The 18,301-nt window shown below is 60.2% G+C and carries 18 protein-coding genes; 7 read left to right on the top strand and 11 right to left on the bottom strand.

Features of this window, described 5'->3' with window-relative positions; genetic code table 11:
• Positions 1 to 329: 329 nt before the first annotated feature.
• Positions 330 to 2,480 (bottom strand): polyribonucleotide nucleotidyltransferase, encoded by a 2,151-nt coding sequence (pnp, locus tag GS612_RS10275; protein WP_171640096.1) that lies wholly within the window; start codon positions 2,478 to 2,480, stop codon positions 330 to 332.
• 482 nt (positions 2,481 to 2,962) lie between these two features.
• Here pnp and GS612_RS10270 point away from each other — a divergent pair, with 482 nt between their 5' ends.
• Positions 2,963 to 4,564, top strand: a complete 1,602-nt coding sequence (locus GS612_RS10270; RefSeq protein WP_171640094.1) for a BCCT family transporter — start codon at positions 2,963 to 2,965, stop codon at positions 4,562 to 4,564.
• Between the two features lie 344 nt (positions 4,565 to 4,908).
• A complete protein-coding gene (locus GS612_RS10265; RefSeq protein WP_171640092.1) occupies positions 4,909 to 5,661 on the top strand; it encodes a methyltransferase domain-containing protein in 753 nt (250 codons plus the stop codon).
• Between the two features lie 163 nt (positions 5,662 to 5,824).
• Here the strand turns inward: GS612_RS10265 and rpsO are convergent, their stop codons facing one another.
• The 6 genes from rpsO to rbfA form a co-directional block, all read right to left on the bottom strand.
• On the bottom strand, positions 5,825 to 6,094 hold the full coding sequence (gene rpsO / locus GS612_RS10260) for a 30S ribosomal protein S15 (RefSeq protein ID WP_152459381.1): 270 nt from the start codon (positions 6,092 to 6,094) through the stop codon (positions 5,825 to 5,827).
• Positions 6,095 to 6,237: 143 nt separating this feature from the next.
• Positions 6,238 to 7,251, bottom strand: a complete 1,014-nt coding sequence (locus tag GS612_RS10255; RefSeq protein WP_171640090.1) for a calcium-binding protein — start codon at positions 7,249 to 7,251, stop codon at positions 6,238 to 6,240.
• Between the two features lie 94 nt (positions 7,252 to 7,345).
• Positions 7,346 to 7,849 (bottom strand): DUF1643 domain-containing protein, encoded by a 504-nt coding sequence (locus GS612_RS10250; protein ID WP_171640088.1) that lies wholly within the window; start codon positions 7,847 to 7,849, stop codon positions 7,346 to 7,348.
• Positions 7,850 to 7,870: 21 nt separating this feature from the next.
• The gene (gene truB / locus GS612_RS10245; protein ID WP_171640085.1) at positions 7,871 to 8,776 is read right to left on the bottom strand and encodes a tRNA pseudouridine(55) synthase TruB; all 906 of its coding nucleotides are present in this window, start codon (positions 8,774 to 8,776) and stop codon (positions 7,871 to 7,873) included.
• Positions 8,777 to 8,836: 60 nt separating this feature from the next.
• On the bottom strand, positions 8,837 to 9,574 hold the full coding sequence (locus GS612_RS10240) for a phosphodiester glycosidase family protein (protein WP_171640083.1): 738 nt from the start codon (positions 9,572 to 9,574) through the stop codon (positions 8,837 to 8,839).
• Entirely contained in the window at positions 9,571 to 9,966 is a 396-nt protein-coding gene (gene rbfA / locus GS612_RS10235; RefSeq protein ID WP_171640081.1) for a 30S ribosome-binding factor RbfA, read from the bottom strand. Before rbfA ends, GS612_RS10240 begins: the two co-directional genes overlap by 4 nt.
• A gap of 91 nt (positions 9,967 to 10,057) precedes the next feature.
• Between rbfA and dapB the strand changes: the two genes are divergently transcribed.
• Both dapB and GS612_RS10225 read left to right on the top strand, forming a co-directional pair.
• The gene (gene dapB, locus GS612_RS10230; protein WP_171640079.1) at positions 10,058 to 10,867 is read left to right on the top strand and encodes a 4-hydroxy-tetrahydrodipicolinate reductase; all 810 of its coding nucleotides are present in this window, start codon (positions 10,058 to 10,060) and stop codon (positions 10,865 to 10,867) included.
• A 39-nt stretch (positions 10,868 to 10,906) separates the two neighbouring features.
• Entirely contained in the window at positions 10,907 to 11,590 is a 684-nt protein-coding gene (locus GS612_RS10225) for a DUF2306 domain-containing protein (RefSeq protein ID WP_171640077.1), read from the top strand.
• On the opposite strand, the gene GS612_RS10220 is transcribed toward GS612_RS10225, so the two are convergent.
• From GS612_RS10220 to GS612_RS10210, 3 genes are read right to left on the bottom strand one after another with little or no spacing between them, the layout of a single operon-like run.
• Positions 11,577 to 12,245: an ureidoglycolate lyase gene (locus GS612_RS10220; protein WP_171640075.1), complete on the bottom strand. Its 669-nt coding sequence runs from the start codon at positions 12,243 to 12,245 to the stop codon at positions 11,577 to 11,579. The two genes, GS612_RS10225 and GS612_RS10220, sit on opposite strands and share 14 nt — an antisense overlap.
• Complete coding sequence (locus GS612_RS10215; RefSeq protein ID WP_171640073.1) at positions 12,242 to 12,832, bottom strand: HD domain-containing protein; 591 nt, start codon at positions 12,830 to 12,832, stop codon at positions 12,242 to 12,244. The genes GS612_RS10220 and GS612_RS10215 overlap by 4 nt, the downstream gene beginning before the upstream one ends.
• The gene (locus tag GS612_RS10210; protein ID WP_171640070.1) at positions 12,829 to 13,965 is read right to left on the bottom strand and encodes a TauD/TfdA family dioxygenase; all 1,137 of its coding nucleotides are present in this window, start codon (positions 13,963 to 13,965) and stop codon (positions 12,829 to 12,831) included. Before GS612_RS10210 ends, GS612_RS10215 begins: the two co-directional genes overlap by 4 nt.
• A gap of 99 nt (positions 13,966 to 14,064) precedes the next feature.
• On the opposite strand from GS612_RS10210, the gene GS612_RS10205 reads away from it, so the two are divergent.
• Positions 14,065 to 14,919: a LysR family transcriptional regulator gene (locus GS612_RS10205; RefSeq protein ID WP_171640068.1), complete on the top strand. Its 855-nt coding sequence runs from the start codon at positions 14,065 to 14,067 to the stop codon at positions 14,917 to 14,919.
• Between the two features lie 4 nt (positions 14,920 to 14,923).
• On the opposite strand, the gene GS612_RS10200 is transcribed toward GS612_RS10205, so the two are convergent.
• Complete coding sequence (locus GS612_RS10200) at positions 14,924 to 15,106, bottom strand: DUF1674 domain-containing protein (protein WP_171330384.1); 183 nt, start codon at positions 15,104 to 15,106, stop codon at positions 14,924 to 14,926.
• Positions 15,107 to 15,194: 88 nt separating this feature from the next.
• Here GS612_RS10200 and GS612_RS10195 point away from each other — a divergent pair, with 88 nt between their 5' ends.
• Together GS612_RS10195 and GS612_RS10190 are read left to right on the top strand one after the other, a co-directional pair.
• Positions 15,195 to 16,454 (top strand): RsmB/NOP family class I SAM-dependent RNA methyltransferase, encoded by a 1,260-nt coding sequence (locus tag GS612_RS10195; protein WP_171640066.1) that lies wholly within the window; start codon positions 15,195 to 15,197, stop codon positions 16,452 to 16,454.
• 90 nt (positions 16,455 to 16,544) lie between these two features.
• A complete protein-coding gene (locus tag GS612_RS10190) occupies positions 16,545 to 18,284 on the top strand; it encodes a heparinase II/III family protein (RefSeq protein WP_171640064.1) in 1,740 nt (579 codons plus the stop codon).
• The last annotated feature ends 17 nt before the right edge of the window (positions 18,285 to 18,301 follow it).

Below are 18,301 nucleotides of genomic sequence, written 5' to 3'. Positions count from 1 at the left end.
GACCCGAGGTCAAGTTGCGAGCTGCCATCCGGGTCGGGATCTTGCAGCAGGGCGTCATTATCCGTGACTTCGACCGAATAAGCAGCAGTAATATCAACACTGCGGTTGCTGAACGGGTCTGCGCTGATTTCGTAAACAGTAATCGATGCCACGGTCGAACAGCTTCCTTGAAAACGGCAATATACCCCTTAAGGTTGAGCTAATACACGCAATAAGTGTTAATAATTGATTTACCAAAGTTGCGGCGCAGTTAACCGTCCTGCTGCCGCGCAAACAAAAAAAGGCCCCGGATGAAACCGGGGCCTTCCGCTGTCTGTCAGAGGGGCAGATTACTCTGCGTTTTCCTCTTTCTTTTCTTTCTTTTCCGGAACGATCTCTTCGCCGGTTTCCTGATCGACGACTTTCATCGACAGGCGCACCTTGCCGCGATCGTCAAAGCCCAGCAGTTTGACTTTGACTTCCTGACCTTCTTTCAGAACATCCGACGGATGGTTCAGGCGGCGGTTTTCGATCTGCGACACGTGGACCAGACCGTCACGCTTGCCAAAGAAGTTCACGAAGGCGCCGAAATCGACGATCTTGACGACTTTGCCGGTATAGATCTGACCTTCTTCAGGTTCTGCCACGATCGAATGGATCATGTCATAGGCCTTCTTGATCGACTCCCCATCGGGCGAGGCGATCTTGATCACGCCATCGTCGTTGATGTCGACCTTGGCACCCGAAACCTCGACGATCTCGCGGATGACCTTGCCGCCCGAGCCGATCACTTCGCGGATCTTGTCCGTCGGGATGTTCATGGTCTCGATGCGCGGGGCGTGGACCGAGAAATCGTTGGTCTCGGACAGGGCTTTACCCATCTCGCCCAGAATGTGCATCCGGCCTTCCTTGGCCTGTGCCAGGGCGGTTTCCATGATCTGCGGCGTGATGCCGGCAACCTTGATGTCCATCTGGAGCGAGGTGATGCCGTTTTCGGTACCCGCAACCTTGAAGTCCATGTCGCCCAGGTGGTCTTCGTCACCCAGGATGTCGGTCAGAACAGCGTACTCACCGTCATCTTCCAGGATCAGACCCATGGCCACACCGGCAACCGGTGCTTTCAGCGGAACACCCGCATCCATCATCGACAGCGAACCGCCGCAGACAGAGGCCATCGAGCTTGATCCGTTGGATTCAGTGATCTCGGACACCACGCGGATGGTGTAAGGGAAGTCGGTCGGCGCAGGCAGAACCGCCTGAAGCGCGCGCCATGCCAGTTTGCCGTGGCCGATCTCGCGACGGCCGGGCGAACCAACGCGGCCAACTTCACCCACCGAATACGGGGGGAAGTTGTAGTGCAGCAGGAAGTTCGATTTGAAGTTGCCGTGCAGCGCGTCGATGAATTGCTCATCGTCGCCGGTGCCCAGCGTGGTCACGGCCAGCGCCTGTGTTTCACCACGGGTGAACAGGGCAGAACCGTGGGTCCGGGGCAGAATCGAGGTTTCCGCAACGATCGAGCGGACATCGGTGGTCGAACGACCGTCGATCCGCTTGCCGCCCCTGACGACGTCGCCGCGCAGAATGCCGGCTTCCAGCTTTTTCATCGCGGAACCGAGGTTGCCGTCTTCCAGCTGCTCTTCGGTCAGCGCCTCTTTGATCGCTTCGCGGGCGGCGGAAACGGCGGCGGTGCGCTCTTGCTTGTCGGTGATCGCGAAGGCGGCGCGCATCTGTTCTTCACCGGCGGCCTTAACGGCGGCATAAAGCTCGGAGTAATCCGGCGCCTGGAAGTCAAACGGCTCTTTCGCGGCTTCTTCCGCCAGCGAGATGATCAGGTCGATGACCGGTTGGATCTGCTCATGCGCAAAGTTCACCGCACCCAGCATTTCCGCTTCGGACAGTTCGTACGCTTCCGATTCCACCATCATCACGGCGTCTTTGGTGCCGGCCACAACCAGGTCCAGACGCTGTTCGGGGTTCAGGCGCAGGTCCTGCATGTCGTCCACGGTTGGGTTCAGGACATATTCACCGTCGGTGTATCCCACGCGGCAGCCCGCGATCGGGCCCATGAACGGCGCGCCCGAGATGGTCAGAGCAGCCGAAGCAGCAATCATCGCAACGATGTCGGGATCGTTGACCAGATCGTGGCTCAGCACGGTACACATCACCAGAACTTCGTTTTTGAAGCCGTCAACGAACAACGGGCGGATCGGACGGTCGATCAGACGCGCGGTCAGCGTCTCTTTCTCGGTCGGGCGCGCTTCGCGCTTGAAGAAGCCACCCGGAACCTTGCCGGCGGCATAGTATTTCTCTTGGTAATGCACGGTCAGCGGGAAAAAGTCCTGACCGGGCTTCTGTTCCCTGGCGAAGGTCACGTTGGCCATGACGCTGGTTTCGCCCAGGGTGGCAATCACGCTGCCGTCAGCCTGACGGGCAACCTTGCCGGTTTCCAGTGTAAGCGTTTCCTCGCCCCACTGCATCGATTTCTTCGTTACATCAAACATATGCGTATCCTAGATGGGAGCACTCCCGCCCCTGCGGGTCTCCCGTTTTGCGTGGCGGCCCCATTGCCGCCGACCCCAATTTATCTTCCATTCGAGTGCCGGGGTCAGGGCACAACGTCTCAGATACCGCGCGCATACATGAGAATGCGTTGGAAGGAAAGCGAAACTGCATCGGATGGCCGTTTCATGCCGGGACTGGCTTGTGCTGCCACCGGGTGCAAAAGTTTCAAGCCCGAACAACGTTCAACTTATCAAGTCGCTGTTGGTTCTTCAGGTCCGGGGTTACGGGAACCCGGAACAGCATGTAGCGCTAACATATCCGCAATCGAATGCATTTTGTAAAAATATGAAGGCAGTATAAGCTCTTATCACTAAGCCTGCGGTCGAAATGACGGAAACGCGCCAAGGGGGTTAACTAACTCATTCCCGTCCGCCGACCGAATACCTTGGCGTTTGCAGACAGCGAACAGAAGGGCAATCGAATGGCACAAACAAAGAAGATGCTGGATCCGGACCCCCGGATTTACGACTTCGAAACGGAATATGAACTGGGGCAGGATAACGTCCGGCCGTTTGGCTTGGACATTCACAACCCGGTCTTTCTGATCTCGAGTATCATGATCTTTGCGTTCGTTCTGATCGCATTGGCCAACCAAGAGGCCGCAGCTACGTTTTTCGGCTGGCTCCGGCCTTGGCTGACCAGCACGTTCGATTGGTTTCTGGTCCTTTCGGTAGATGCAATCACCCTGTTTTGCCTCGTTCTGATCATCCTGCCCGTCGGCAGTGTGCGGATCGGCGGCAAGGACGCCAAGCCTGATTATTCCTACGCCGGATGGATTGCGATGATGTTCGCCGCCGGTATTGGTATCGGTCTTTTGTTTTTCGGTGTGATGGAGCCGGTCTACTACAACTTTGCCGAAGACGGGAATGCGCGCCCGCTGGGTATCGATATCGCTGTTCCGGGCAATGAGTATATCGGCGTTGTTGGTACTATTCACCATTGGGGGCTGGAAGGCTGGGCGGTTTACGCCGCAGTCGGCCTGAGCCTGGCGATCTTCAGCTATAATCTGAACCTGCCCCTGACTTTGCGTTCGGCCTTCTATCCAATTCTGGGTGAACGGGTCTGGGGCTGGTGGGGCCATATCATCGACACGTTGGCGGTTTTTGCCACGTTGTTCGGATTGACCACATCGCTCGGTCTGGGTGCTCAGCAGGTTGCCGCTGGCCTTTACGAGGTTTTTGGCATCGAACCCAGCCCCACCGTCGTGGTTCTGCTGATCATTGGTATTACATTGATCGCGCTGGGCTCGGTTTTGCTGGGAATGGATGCGGGCGTCAAACGGCTGAGTGAGATCAATATGATCATGGCCGTCGGTCTGTTCCTTTTCGTCATCGCTGTGACGGGCATTGGCACCGCCATCGCGCGGTATTTCAACGTGATGACTGATTACGTGCTACACCTGCCCGCGCTGTCGAACCCGTTCGGACGGGAAGACACCAGCTATTTCCACGGTTGGACGACCTTCTACTGGGCGTGGTGGATTGCATGGTCACCGTTTGTTGGCATGTTCATTGCCCGCATTTCAAAGGGCCGTACGGTGCGCGAGTTCGTAATCTGTGCGCTGCTGGCGCCAACAGCCGTCTGTGCCCTGTGGATGTCGACCTTCGGTGGCGCGGCCATCGACATGTTGAACGCAGGCGGAGCAGAAGGTGTGCGCGCGACCGTGATCGACAGCTACGCCCCCGAGGGAGCGTTGTTCGGTTTCCTGAAGGAGCTGCCGCTGTACGGCATCGTAGCCCCGATCGCCCTTGTCCTGATCGTGATCTTCTTCGTCACCTCGTCTGATTCCGGATCTTTGGTGATCGACACGATCACCGCAGGCGGCAAGATGGACGCACCCGTGGTTCAGCGCGTGTTCTGGTGCACTTTGGAAGGCCTGGTTGCCATCGCATTGCTGTTGGGAGGCGGTCTTTCCGCATTGCAGGGCGCGGCGGTTTCAACCGGCATCCCCTTTACGCTGGTGGTTCTGACAATGTGCTACTGCCTGTGGCTGGCGTTGAAATCAGAAAAGGCGAAAATGTAGAGCCGAAGATTTTTCCCATGAACGAGACGCCCGCCGATTGGTGGGCGTCTTCGGTTTTGTGGAGCCTGCATAAAGTGAAGAGATCTGCGCGGTGTCTTGACCGGAATTTTACACCCGTCAGCGCGAAGAAAACCGCACAGGTCGGGCTCTGCGCTTGATGCCGGATGCCGAACACCCGGGCGCAGGATGTCAGCAAAGCAGGGAAGCGGCCAACTTTGCGTTGACCGGTAAACTTGCCCGCTTTGCCACATGTTCCGGGACGTTGCTATTGCGTTGACATTGAATCCTCAGAATAGGACGTTCACGCGAAGAAAACCGCTTTGGACCACCCTTCGGAGGAATGAGTGTCAATTGTTGATGTCCTGGCTGCGCGCCTGATCGAAGATGTCAAATCCAATGACCTGTCAGGAAGCTTTCTGATGCTTGGGCGGCAGGATTGGATCGGTGCGCGCCGGTCTGCGTCCGCCGCATTGTTCAGGGAAACCTTGCAGAAATACCTGCCCGGAGTGGCCGAAGCTGACCTTTGCAACCCGGATGATGGATATTCGGAAACGTTCTTTCGGAAACTTGGGTTCTCGGAAGTGGATTCGCTGGATTTTTCGGATTTCGAAGGTGCGAGCATCGTTCAGGATCTCGCGGGGGACCTGCCTGAAAACCTGGTTGGTCGGTTTGACGTTATCTATGACGGTGGAACCTGCGAGCACGTGTTCGACTTGCCGACCGCCTACCGGAACATCGACAAGATGCTGAAGCCCGGGGGTGTGTTTATCGCGCATTCGCCATCGAACAACTGGATCAATCACGGCTTCTATCAGATTTGCCCAGAGATCGTGTACGGCTTTTGGGTCAACGCCATGAACTATGAGGCTCTGAAATGCGTGTGGCAGCCATTGAGGCCATACGCCGCCCGTAACGTGGTGAAGATGACGGATCCCAACAAGACAAAGAAACGTCCGCGACCGCTGGGAACTTTTGGTCCGGGATTGCCTGTTCTTCTGGATTATGTGGTTCGAAAACCTGTTGCCGGCACCAAGACAAGTGCAAGTGTGTCGCAAAGTGACTATGCCACGCGCTGGGAAAACACGCAGAAAGCTTAGAACCAAGTGCCGCAACGGACATTCCCTGACGGCCACGGAATGCTCAGCTGCTCTGGCAAGTTAAGGGGGATGTATCGCTTGAGGCGGATCCAACGGAAAACGCCCGCCGGTTGGCGGGCGTTGAACCGGAAAACCCGGTTTCAGGTCATTTGCAAAAAAGCGCTTAGCGGCGGATGCCCAGCTTTTTGATCAGGTCCTGGTAACGTGCTTCTTCTTTGCCTTTCAGGTAGTCCAGCAGCTTGCGGCGCTGGGCAACCATCTTCAGCAGACCGCGACGACCGTGGTTGTCTTTCTTGTGGGTCTTGAAGTGCTCGGTCAAAGTGGTGATGCGCGAGGTCAGGATGGCAACCTGTACTTCAGGCGAACCGGTGTCGCCCTCTTTGGTTGCGAATTCTTTCATGACGCGTGCTTTTTCTTCAGCAGTGATCGACATCGGGGTCTCCTTCAAAGGTTAGAGTTGATGGCGCAGGCCGGGATGTCGTCCAGCACAGGCCCATGGAGAAAACCGCACCGATTCCGATGCGGATGGGCGCGTATAAGCGCATTTTCACCAAATGGCAAAGGGAATTTGCGGGCTCAGACCATCTGCCCGTACTGGGCCAGTTGCGCTTCGGTGATCAATTGAATGTCGGCCACCGTCATGCCTTGGGCCCCGTATACCTGCGCCACTTCCTGACCGTTGATCATGACCCGGGTCAGATTGGCGTTTTCAGCGTCAGGTTCCACCTCAATCTCCGGGTCAGCCTCATCCTCCCAGGTGACAAGCAACTTGTCCTCACCGGGTTGGAATCCCATGACGGTCACGTCTTCGTCACCCGGGCTCAGCACAATGTCATCGGCGCCCTGCCCACCGTCAACCACATCCCCGCCGCCTGCCACAATGGTGTCGTCACCGGCGCCCCCATTAAGGAAGTCTTTTTCGGCTGCGCCTTCTTCGAGGCCAAAGACAAAGTCATCGCCGTCGCCGCCAAAGACCGTATCTTCACCTGCGCCACCGTTCAGGGCATCGTCTCCGAACCCGCCCTGCAACGCGTCATCATCGGCCCCGCCCGTCAGAGTGTCGTCGCCTTGACCGCCATGAAGTTCGTCTTCGCCTTCGCCGCCATCCAGGGTGTCGTCCCCGAAATGGCCGAACAGGGCGTCGTCCCCCTCATTGCCGAACAGAAAGTCGTCATCGGCCTCTCCGTGCAGAACATCATCACCCTGACCGCCCGAAATCGTGTCCGTACCTTCGCCCCCGTGCAGAACGTCATCGCCCTTGCCGCCGTCGATGGTATCATCGCCGCCAAACCCGTTGATCTGGTCGACACCGTCCTGCCCGGTGATCTGGTCAGGGCCATCGCTGCCGGCAATCACCAGGTCTCCTTCGAATTCAGAGATTACGGTGCCAGTGGACTGGGTTTCGATGTCGGGATTTACCGGGTCTTCGACGTTTTCGCCAATTTCAAGAAACTCTCCGGTGTCGGGTTCCGTTTCCGGGTCCTCGTTGGGGCCGTCCTCTGAAACGTCGTCGTCTTCGATCAGCATGTCGCTCATCGCGTATGCGGCACCGCCGATGGCGGCGAGTCCGATCAATCCGGCCAGAAACATGACACCTCTCCGATCGCAGAATGCTCCGAGGGTGAACATCCCATGCAATTGGCAATCGGGTCAAAGCCAAGTTATTGAAATGGTTAATACTTTATCACCATTGCTCGGGCTGTTGGCTGTAGGCGATATAAAGCGGGTGCTTGGGGTGGCCGTCTTTGGTCAAGCCCAGATGGAACAGCGGCTGGCCGGTCCGGCGCAACAGGGTCTCCACCGCCGGGCCCCGATCCAGATGCGCACCATGGGTGCCCCAGGCGGCGATGACCTGATCGGCCCACCGAACACCTTCCAGAATGGCGGCGTCATTTTCCGGGCCCACCGGGTCGGAAGCAGCGCGCATCTTGCGCGGATCGGTGTCGCGCCAGGCAAAGATGTTGGTCACCTGAAACGCGCCGAACCCCAGCGCCCGGGCACGACGTTCGCAGCGTTCAACCGTCGGGTCGTTCTGCACTTCGGTCGCGGTAGACGGGTTCAACATGACAAACAGCGCCTTGCGCCCTGCCGGGTCCCACACGCGGGTCAGGCTATAGCGGTATTTCTCGCAGTCGGAATAGATGGCGGTCGAGGGCGCATCGCCCTTGGTGTGCGTTCGGGTGATCATGCCTTTCGCCTAACACGTGGTTCAGGCGGCGAACACCCGGCTGGGATGCAATTCGCCCGATTTGTAAACCCCCACGGCCACGGCCTTGCCATCCAGCGAGGCCCATGCCTCGTCGCCGTATTCAACATCCGAGGCCAACACCATGCCCGGGTTGCCGTTGCGCAGGCGGGTTGCGCCTTCGGGGGTGCATTTGAGCTCTGGCAGGTCGGACAGGCCGGCTTCCAGCGGGTGCAGATAGTCGTCCAGCGCCGTGGTCTTTGCCATTTCGTCGATCTGTTCGATGCTCAACCCGTCTTCTGCCTCGAACGGTCCGGACCAGATCCGGCGCAGTTTCCGGACGTGGCCGCGGCATCCCAGCGCTTCACCCAGATCGCGGGCGATCGAGCGGACATAACCGCCTTTGCCGCAGGTCATCTCCAACACCACGTGATCCGGGTCGGGGCGGTCGACAAGGATCAGTTCCTCGACCCAAAGAGGCCGGGCTGTCAGTTCCACGTCTTCGCCGTCGCGGGCCAGTTTATAGGCGCGCTGGCCGTCGATTTTCACGGCGGAAAACTTGGGCGGAACCTGCATGATGTCGCCTAGAAACGGGGTCAACGCCCGCTTGATGTCTTCGTCTGACGGGCGGGCATCGCTTTCGGCAATCACTTCGCCCTCGGCATCGTCAGTGTTGGTGGCCTGGCCCAAACGGACAGTGAAGGTGTAAGCTTTCAGAGCATCCGTGATGTAGGGAACGGTTTTGGTCGCCTCACCCAGGGCCACGGCCAGAACGCCGGTCGCTTCGGGGTCAAGCGTGCCCGCATGGCCCGCCTTTTTGGCATCCATCGCCCAGCGCACCTTGTTGACCACAGCGGTCGACGTCATGCCCGCGGGTTTGTCCACCACCAGCCAGCCGGAAATGTCGCGACCCTTGCGTTTGCGTCCCATATAGCACCTTCAATCTTGCTGAGGCGCGCGACCTAGCGGATCGCCATCGTCCTGTCAATTTCAAGGTGCGTCTTCGACCACACCCACGATCGGCCCCAGCGAAAACCCGACATCGGACCGATTGTTCGCGCGGTCATACATGCGAGAGATATTGCCATCGAAGAACAGCGCATTCGGAGTTTCCAGCACGTCGCGGAACAGACGGCCGAATTCGTGGAATGTGACGTAATCTTCGGAAATCGCAAACACCGCACGGGTGCCATCGGCGCTGGTGCCCACCCCGTTGCGTACATAGAGCGAGGTCGAATCGGGCAGGAACCGGGGGTGCAGTTCACCATCGATCACCAGCATCGGGCCGGATTGGCTGGCGAACCGGCAGTCGGGGGCCCGGTCGATGAAATCCAGCGTCTCGAACACGTCAGCGCGGCCCTCGCGGATGCAGAACACGCCGTTGGGCAGCAGGCCGAAATTGCCGGGGCCGGGGTTGGAGATCACCCGCATGACCTCTTTGCCGTTCTCGACATAGTGGCCGACGGGCGAACGGTCATCGTGGTACATGCCCGCGTTCATTGCAAAGGCCAGACGCTTGCCGCCGGGGGCCAGCGCCTCGTTCACCGACGAGAAATGCCCCAGCAGATTCCCGTTTTCGTCGTTGAGAAACAGGCGCAGGTCTTCGTTTTCCGCGTCGACTTCGCAGACGGTATAGCGCTTGTCGTCATGGGTCAGCTTTTCGCAAGTGACCGCAGAGGCTTGCGCGGCCCAGACAACCGCGCCCAATGTGACGAATGCTCGGATCACTCGTCCAGATCGCGGCGCACCGCGTCCTGTTCGAACATGCGGCGGGTGTCGTCCAGGCGGTCAAACGTGTCATCAAGGCGGAACCGAAGATCGGGCGAGAATTTCAGGCCGACCTTTTTGCCAACCATGCGCCGCAGTTCACTTTTGTTGCGGGCGAGCAGATCGATCACGTCCTCCCGCCCTTTGCCGCCCAGCGGCAGCACATAGGCGGTGGCGATTTTCAGATCGGGCGAGGTGCGCACCTCGCCCACTGTGATCGACATGCGGTTCAGGTCGGGGTCGTGGACATCTCCGCGCGCTAGAACCTCGGACAGGGTGCGGCGGATCAGTTCGCCGACGCGCAGCTGTCGTTGGGACGGGCCGGGGCCATCGTGGAATTTGTTCTTTGCCATAATCCCCGATCTAAGCGCAAACCGGGGCTTTGCCAAGCGGGCGCGAACGGGGTAGGAGGCTTTGAGCAGTTTGCAGCAAGGGAATACCGCCATGACCCATATTCCGGGTATCGTCATCACAGGGGCTTCGGGCCGCATGGGGCAGATGCTGATCAAGACCGTAACCGACAGTGATCAGGCGCGTCTGGTCGGCGTGGTCGAGCGCAAAGGGCATGACTGGGTCGGTCAGGATGTGGGCGAAGCGATGGGTGGCCAGGCGCTGGGCGTCAAAGTTACCGATGACCCGCTGGAAGCTTTTGCGCAGGCACAGGCGGTGATCGACTTTACCGCGCCCGAGGCGACGCTGGACTTTGCCGCTTTGGCCGCACAGGCGCGTTGCGTGCATGTGATCGGTACGACCGGCATGACGGATGAGCAGATCGCCGCGCTGGAACCGGCCTCGCGCCACGCGGTGATCGTGCGGGCAGGGAACATGAGCCTTGGCGTCAATCTGCTGGTGCAACTGACCAAGAAAGTCGCGGCTGCACTGGATGAGGATTTTGATATCGAAATCATCGAAGGGCATCACCATCACAAGGTGGACGCGCCATCCGGCACCGCGCTGATGTTGGGCGAGGCCGCCGCCGAGGGGCGCGGCGTCAAACTGTCGGATGTGGCCGATCGGGGGCGGGATGGCATCACCGGTGCGCGCAAGCGTGGTGACATTGGCTTCCACGCCATTCGCGGCGGCGACATCGTTGGTGAACATGACGTCCTGTTCGCCGCGCCCGGCGAGCGCATCGTTCTGCGCCATCTGGCCAGCGACCGCGCGATTTTTGCCCGCGGCGCGCTGAAGGCGGCGCTGTGGGGGCAGGGGAAGGCACCCGGCCAATATGACATGGTGGATGTGCTGGGTCTGTGAGCCATAGACGAAGCGGTCGCCGACGCTAAGCTTTGATTCATGAGGATTCGGCGCTCTGGACTGGCAACCGGCATTCTGCTTGCGGTGTTTTACCTGACACTGTTGCCATTCGTTGCGCATGGCGTTGGAATGATCGGCAAAGGCCTGTCGCAGGACGCCGCCCGGAACAGCTATTTGTTCGCTGATGGTGAGAATGTCGGCAATGCCGCGATGTTGGTGCACATTCTGGCAGGAACTTTTTTGGTCGCACTCGTCCCGCTTCAACTGTTGAAGGGGTTGCGGCTCAAGTACAATCGATTTCACCGCATGATGGGAGCCTGTCTGGTGGCGCTGGCATGGATCACCGGGCTGGCGGGCATGATCTATATTCCCCTGCGCGGAACCATCGGAGGGCCGCTGATGTCTGCCTCCTTTTTTCTGTACGGGCTGTGTCTTTTCACGGCTGCGCTGATGGTGGCGCGCAGGGCTTTGGAAGGGGATCGCGCAGGCCATTGGGCATGGGGATTGCGGCTGTTCTGGCTGGCGTTGGGGTCGTGGCTTTACCGCGTGCATTACACACTGTGGTATCTGCTGACCGGCGGGTGGGGGTCAGAGCCCGATTTCTCGGGCCCTTTTGATCTGGTGCAGAATTTCGCGTTCTTTGTGCCTTATCTGCTGGCCGTGCAGATCTGGATTGCACGCCGGCGCCCGAGGCATCAGGGGGCGTTGGTCACAAATCCCTGACTTTGTCCGCCCGCAGCGGGCAGGCCAGATAAACGCCGAACTCTTTGCCGATATCGGCGCTGACCCGCGCGTGGACCCGGCCCTGACGATCCAGAAAACGCTGGTTGTCCTCGACCGGGAAAATCCCCTCGTGCCAGATGCCGGGATGGATATAGAGCCCCTTTGACCCGTCACACCAGAATGCCACCACCTTGTCCGGGGTCAGATTGTCGCCAGGCAGGGCCGCGGGCACGATGAAGGGCTTGTTGTCCAGCGGCCAGAACATCTGCCCGCCATCGGGGTGATAGTTCATATGCCACAGCAACACTTGATCCCGCGGCGCTGTTTGTCGGTCGGTTTGCGCTTGCTGAGGGTCGGCGGACCAACCCAGCACGTAATGGCCTTTGACTGCCTCGTTCTCACCGTAAAGCACGTCACCCTGCCAATCGCATTTGAACGTGCCTTCAACCCAGCCGCCTTCGTCACCCGTGCCGTCGTCAATCGGTCGCCAGCCCTGCTGCGGCCAGCGTACGATCTCGATTTCAAAGGTCTCGGGGTCGTCGACCAAACAGCCGTACCCCCTAACCGTGCTGTCCGTCGCCCGGATCAGGGGAACCTCGTGCCACGGCAGGGATGGCTTGGAACTGGCCTCGAAGATGTACTCGGGTGCGGTCATGATGCCCCCAAGTGCTTGTCGACCATGCGCTGCACCATCGGTGCGAAATGGGCGAAATCCGGCGTCTCCATATCCGCCCGTTTGCCGGCCTCATCCAGATACCGGACCTGAATGATCTCTTTCAGGTTCGGATTGGATTCGAAGGCGGCGACTTCTACGGCGCTCATCGGGCCGCCTTGCAGTTCCAAGGTATGGACCGAGGCGGCAGAGAGGCGGTTGAAGTATTCGGGCTTGGTTGCGCAGAGATACCGTTTGGCGGCCACGTGATATCGGCAGCAATCGGTGATGACCGAAGGGAAGAACTGTTCCAGCACCTCAGCACCCGCATCTTCGTGGTGGCGATCTTCGGTATCATCGGGGTGGTAGGTCCCGAACTCGGATGTGAAATGGCCGATATCATGCAACAAGGCGCCGACGATGATCTCTTCAGGCTGGCCGTTCTGTTCGGCGATGGTGGCGCCTTGCAGCATGTGCTGGGCCATGGTGACGGGTTCTCCAAGATATTCCTCACCGCCGCGGCGTTCGAAGATATCCCCGATGAAGGCGACGATATTGTCCCGGTTCAGGGTCGAGAAATCGGGCTTCATTCCGCCGCCTCCGGCTGCGTCATCTCCATCGCCGCCAGTGTGGACAGCAACCCGTCCTTGTCGGCATAGCATCCCTGCAACCAGCGTGACCCCGTGCCGGAATAGCCCAGCCGTGCATGCAGGACACGGGTGTTGTCGACGATGAAGCTTTCGCCCGGCTCCAGTTTGAACGACACGCCCATGGCCGGGTCGTCGATGATCTCGCCCAGTTGGCGGTAAGCCGCGTAATAGGCTTCCATCCTGTCGAAAGGCACGTCCACGAATGGCGCTGAGGAACGGTTGTTGAAGCGGATGCCAACCAGTTCGCCATCCGGCGACAATTCGATCATCGGACGGCGAGACCGCAGGCAGACACCGTCTGACCCCTTGTATTCAAACCGCGCCGGGTAGCCTGCCAGCAGTGCAAAACCTTCGGGGTTCTGCGCACGCAGCTTTTCGGCAGCGCGAAAGCCGTCGACCACGATCGAGTCGCCCCCTTCGGCGCTGTTTTCCAGACAATAGAGGATTTGCAGCGTCGGCACAGGGTCGCGATAGGGGTTGTCGGTGTGGGCCTGCAAGCCAAGCCCGGTATAGGCGAGGTTGGTCGGGTTCACTTCCGTCCGAACCTCGAAATAAGGGCCATAGTTGGTTTCGCGGACATAGCCGAACAGGTCGGCCACTTTCAAAAGCGATTCCGGTTCGGTTGGACCGCCCGTCAGCTTGGCAAAGCCGTAACTCGCCACAGACGCCAGCCAGTTGCGTTTGGCCGCAGGGCTGGCATGAACCTCGTTCCAGTCGCCACTGGGTGCGGCGATCCCGCCTTCCCAGGTGATGATGCCGGGGCCGGTGCGGCCCAGCGTGTCGTCCCGTTCGCAATCATAGTTGTGTTCGGCCAGCCATTCGGCCGGGAAGGTAACGGTTTTGTCTTCGGGCTGGAACGTGACCTGAAGGCCGCCCGCGACAACCTCGGCTGAACTGACCGAGATGTCAGCGGGGATATCGCCGATGGTGATCAGTCGCTGGCCGTTGCCCGGGGCGCGGGTTTCCGGGTCCAGCGCGTTGTCGCGCAACCAGACGGCGTGAAAGCGGGCTTGCGTTCCTGTGTCGAACGCGACGGTGACGACCGAAGTGTCGTGGTTGGCGGTGCGCAGCATTTGGGGTCTCCTGTTCGGCGCGAGCTTTGGTTGAGCAGATACGCTGTTCATGGCATTACGACAATTAATCCTTATTTCGGCTGAGGCTTGGAAAATCTAATGGCTAGGAAAAAGATCGGGCTACCGCCACTGGACTGGCTGCGCGTGTTCGAGGCCGCCGGGCGTCTTGGTGGGTTCTCGGCAGCAGCCAGGGAGTTCGGGCTGACGCAGGCCGCTGTCAGCCAGCGGATCGGCAACCTCGAAGCCTGGCTGGGCCGATCCTTGTTCGTGCGCGAGGCGCGGGGCGTGTCACTGACGGTCGAAGGTGAAAGCTATCTGCCTTTGGTGCAGGACAGCCTTCGCGCGCTGGAGCGAAATACCGAGGACCTGTTTGGCAAATCCCCGCGCGAGCTGCGCGTGGCCGGCTTGTCGTCGAACATCCACGCACTGGTTCTGCCTGCGCTGACCCGGTTTCACGAGATGCAGCCAGAGGTTCGGGTGATGACCGACTCGGTCGCGCGCCGGTCGTCTTTGGACGAAGAACGAACCTGGCTGCAAATCCGATATGGTCGGGGCATCTGGGCCGGGCGTGATGCCGCCCCGATCGCGCCTGAGGTCCTTGCCCCCATGGCGCCGCCGGGTGTCGATTGGGGCGCTCCATTGATTGACCTGCGTGGAGAACGCCCCGGCTGGAGAGAATGGAGCCAGAAAAACGGCCAGCTGGACCTGCCGCAATCAAAAATCAGCTTTGATTCGATGGAACATGCGATTTCGGCTGCGCGGCGCGGCATGGGTGTGGTTTTGGGATCGGTTCCCTTGGCCCTTGCCGACCTGCAAGAGGGGCGGTTGCGGCGGCTGGACTTACCCGAATTGCACACCAAAGACGGGTACTGGCTGACCTGGCCTGAAGACCGGGCGAAGTCCAGAAAACAGCGTGCCCTGATCAAGGATTTCCTGAATGCGCTGCGTGGTTGACCGTTCAGAAATCGATGGCGATGCCCTTCTTTTCCCAGTCACCGTAACGGGCCGGGTCCGGTCCGTCTCGGCCACCCAGCTCTTTCGGCAATTCCTGGGCCTCGGCTTTGGCTTTGCGGCGGCGTTCTTCCGCTTCGGCTAGGGCGCGCTGGGCGGCGGGGGGCAAGTCTTTGCGGTCGTCACTCATGACATCGGGTTCCTTTCCTTGCGCAGTCTTGATATACGCCCGCGTCCGCCATTGGCAATGCGGACGCAGGTCACATGAAGGCGGTACAATGTCTAACAGCGCGACAGCAGCACGGCGCAGCGCAATCTATCTTCTGGATCAGGTTCTGGGCGAAGGTCGCCTGCTGGCCGAGTGTCTGGCGGCGGGCGCAGTGGATCGGTTGGAACCCGAGGATCGCGCGCGTGCCCAGCGACTGGCGTTGGAAACACTGCGTGGGCTGGAACGGGCCGACCGCCTGCTGGCCAACCACCTGAACCGAACACCCGCTCTGACGGTCCACAACGCGCTGAGACTGGGTGCGGTCGAGCTTTGCAACGGCGAAGCCGCCCATGGCGTCGTCAATTCCATGGTCGAGATCGTCAGCCGTTCGCGCAAGCATGGTCGCCTCAAGGGGTTGGTGAATGCCGTTCTGCGCAAGGTTGCGGTAGAAGGCCCCGAGGCGTGGCCGAAGATGCGCGTTCCGCGTTTGCCGGACTGGTTGCGTGAACCGCTGATCGCAGCGTGGGGCACGGATGCCGTAACCGGAATCGAGCAGGCACATTTCGCGGGTGCGCCACTGGACCTTACCTTGAAACCCGGGGCGGAAGGCCCTTCAGACGAGATCCTTCCGACCGGGTCGGTGCGGTTGCACGATGCGGGTCAGGTCTCGACCCTGCCGGGGTACAAGGCCGGAGACTGGTGGGTGCAGGATGCGGCAGCCGCATTGCCGGTTCGCATTCTGGCCCCGAAGGCGGGCCAGAAAGTTCTGGATCTGTGTGCGGCGCCGGGTGGGAAAACGATGCAGCTTGCGGCCGCAGGGGCTGATGTCACGGCACTAGACGTGTCGGAATCACGGATGGAACGGGTGCGCGAGAACCTTGCAAGGACCGGCCTTAGGGCGAAGGTCATCGTGGGCGATGCGCTGGAACACGAAGACCGGTACGACGCGATCCTGCTGGACGCGCCGTGCTCGGCCACGGGTACGATTCGCAGGCATCCTGACTTGCCGTTTGCCAAGGACGGTTCGGAATTCGGCGGCCTGATCGAGCTCCAGTCGCGCATGTTGTCCCATGCGTGGGGCTTGCTCAAACCTGGTGGGCGTCTGGTCTATTGCACCTGTTCCCTGCTGCCGGACGAGGGGGAAGTTCAGATTGACGAGGCGCTGGACATGTATTCGGACATGAGCGTGGATCGCGACGCGCTGAACTTACCCGGTGTCGAAACGGATTGGATCACCGAAGAAGGCGGCTTGCGATTGCGCCCGGATTATTGGCCGGATCGGGGTGGTATGGACGGGTTCTATATCGCGTGTCTGACCAAATCCGTCTGAACGCACGCTTTTCGATGACTTGACGATCGGCGCGGTCTATCGTTGGGTCTCAAGCGCCAGCAGAGCGCAAGGGGCAGAGTAACACGCGTCATGTCGAAATCAGACACCATGGCCAGTCGGTGGATGCGGTTTCAGAACCGTTTCTATGCGCGCCTGAGCCAGCGGCAAAAGGCGGTCACAGGGTTTGTTGCGCAACCGGATCCGCGCTCGGTGGGTTCGTTCGCACGTGGCCGGCAACTGGTTGCCGGAAATCTGTTGTTCGCCGGCTATCTGGTCGAGGCCGAAGATACCGGGCTTTGGGACGTCACCGCCCCCAGTGCCGGCTTTGACGAAGAACGTCACGGCTTTGCGTGGCTGGATGATCTGGCCGCGGTCGGAGACATGCGTGCGCGGGAAAAGGCGCAGCGCTGGGTCTGGGGATGGATCGAATCTCATGGCCGCGGGCAAGGGCCCGGCTGGGCGCCTGATCTGACCGGACGTCGGGTGATGCGCTGGATCAACCATGCGCTTTTTCTGCTGCGAGGGGCGGATGAAAAACAAAGCAAATTGTTTTTCCGCTCGCTGGCCCAGCAAACATGGTTCCTGTCCAAACGCTGGCATGCCGCAACCCCGGGTCTGCCCCGGTTCGAGGCGCTGGCCGGACTGGTACAGGCCGGGCTGGCGCTGGAGGGGCTGGAGCGGATGGCCGACCCGGCCCTGCGCGCCCTGGCCGGGGAATGCGACCGTCAGGTGGATGCGCAGGGCGGAATTCCAACCCGCAACCCGGAAGAATTGCTCGAGGTGTTCACGCTGCTCAGCTGGACTTCGGCGGCGCTGAATGATCTTGGTCGCGGGACGCCTGCCGCCCAGGCCAATGCGATCAAACGGATCGCGCCGACCTTGCGCAGCCTGCGCCACGCGGATGGGGCGTTGGCGCGGTTTCATGGTGGCGGGCGCGGTGTCGAGGGGCGACTGGAACAGGCCCTTGCCCAAAGCGGCGTCAAACACAAGGCGGCCACCGAATTGCCGATGGGCTATGCCCGTCTGTCGGCTGCACGCACCACGGTGATCGTGGATGCCAGCATACCGCCGTCGGGGGCGGCCTCTTACAATGCGCATGCCTCTACTCTGGCGTTCGAGTTGACCTCGGGGCGGCGGCCGCTGATCGTGAATTGCGGGTCGGGGGCCAGTTTCGGGCTGGAATGGCGCCGCGCAGGACGGGCGACGCCGTCGCACTCGACGCTTTGCCTGGATGGGTTCTCAAGCGCCCGGCTGGCCAACCCGGTGCCGGGGCGTGAAGCGCAGGCGCTGGTGGACGCACCACAGGAGGTGCCCGTTGATTTCGAGGATGCGTTCGAGGGGATCCGCTTTATGGCGGGGCACGATGGATACGCAAAGGTCTTTGGTCTGACCCATGCGCGGACCTTTGAGTTGCGATTTGACGGGCGCGAGCTGACGGTCGAGGATATTCTGCTGACGGCGACCGACAAGGCAAAGCGTCAATTTGACAAGGCGATGGACGCTTCGGGCCTCAAAGGCATTGGCTATGACATCCGGTTTCACCTGCATCCGGATGTCGATGCGGCGCTGGATTTGGGCGGTGCGGCGGTATCGATGGCGCTCAAAAGCGGTGAAATCTGGGTTTTCCGCCATGACGGCGTTGGAAAATTGTCCGTCGAGCCAAGCGTTTACCTTGAAAAAGGGCGTTTGAAGCCACGCGCGACAAAACAGATCGTTCTATCCGGGCGCGCAATGGAGTATGCGACGCGCACCCGGTGGACTCTGAGCAAGGCACAGGACACAGCCTATGCCGTGCGCGATACGCATCGGGACGAGCCCGAGTTTGACTGACGCCAAAAGGACCTTTG

Source organism: Ruegeria sp. HKCCD6157 (assembly GCF_013110685.1).
Lineage (GTDB): Bacteria > Pseudomonadota > Alphaproteobacteria > Rhodobacterales > Rhodobacteraceae > Ruegeria.
This window is presented reverse-complemented; position numbering and strand designations above follow the sequence as displayed.

Coding starts and splice junctions, on each gene's coding strand:
- pnp (WP_171640096.1), bottom strand. CDS start 2,480: ATGTTTGATGTAACGAAGAAATCGATGCAGTGGGGCGAGGAAACGCTT.
- GS612_RS10270 (WP_171640094.1), top strand. CDS start 2,963: ATGGCACAAACAAAGAAGATGCTGGATCCGGACCCCCGGATTTACGAC.
- rpsO (WP_152459381.1), bottom strand. CDS start 6,094: ATGTCGATCACTGCTGAAGAAAAAGCACGCGTCATGAAAGAATTCGCA.
- GS612_RS10255 (WP_171640090.1), bottom strand. CDS start 7,251: ATGTTTCTGGCCGGATTGATCGGACTCGCCGCCATCGGCGGTGCCGCA.
- GS612_RS10250 (WP_171640088.1), bottom strand. CDS start 7,849: ATGATCACCCGAACGCACACCAAGGGCGATGCGCCCTCGACCGCCATC.
- truB (WP_171640085.1), bottom strand. CDS start 8,776: ATGGGACGCAAACGCAAGGGTCGCGACATTTCCGGCTGGCTGGTGGTG.
- rbfA (WP_171640081.1), bottom strand. CDS start 9,966: ATGGCAAAGAACAAATTCCACGATGGCCCCGGCCCGTCCCAACGACAG.
- dapB (WP_171640079.1), top strand. CDS start 10,058: ATGACCCATATTCCGGGTATCGTCATCACAGGGGCTTCGGGCCGCATG.
- GS612_RS10225 (WP_171640077.1), top strand. CDS start 10,907: ATGAGGATTCGGCGCTCTGGACTGGCAACCGGCATTCTGCTTGCGGTG.
- GS612_RS10220 (WP_171640075.1), bottom strand. CDS start 12,245: ATGACCGCACCCGAGTACATCTTCGAGGCCAGTTCCAAGCCATCCCTG.
- GS612_RS10215 (WP_171640073.1), bottom strand. CDS start 12,832: ATGAAGCCCGATTTCTCGACCCTGAACCGGGACAATATCGTCGCCTTC.
- GS612_RS10210 (WP_171640070.1), bottom strand. CDS start 13,965: ATGCTGCGCACCGCCAACCACGACACTTCGGTCGTCACCGTCGCGTTC.
- GS612_RS10205 (WP_171640068.1), top strand. CDS start 14,065: ATGGCTAGGAAAAAGATCGGGCTACCGCCACTGGACTGGCTGCGCGTG.
- GS612_RS10200 (WP_171330384.1), bottom strand. CDS start 15,106: ATGAGTGACGACCGCAAAGACTTGCCCCCCGCCGCCCAGCGCGCCCTA.
- GS612_RS10195 (WP_171640066.1), top strand. CDS start 15,195: ATGTCTAACAGCGCGACAGCAGCACGGCGCAGCGCAATCTATCTTCTG.
- GS612_RS10190 (WP_171640064.1), top strand. CDS start 16,545: ATGTCGAAATCAGACACCATGGCCAGTCGGTGGATGCGGTTTCAGAAC.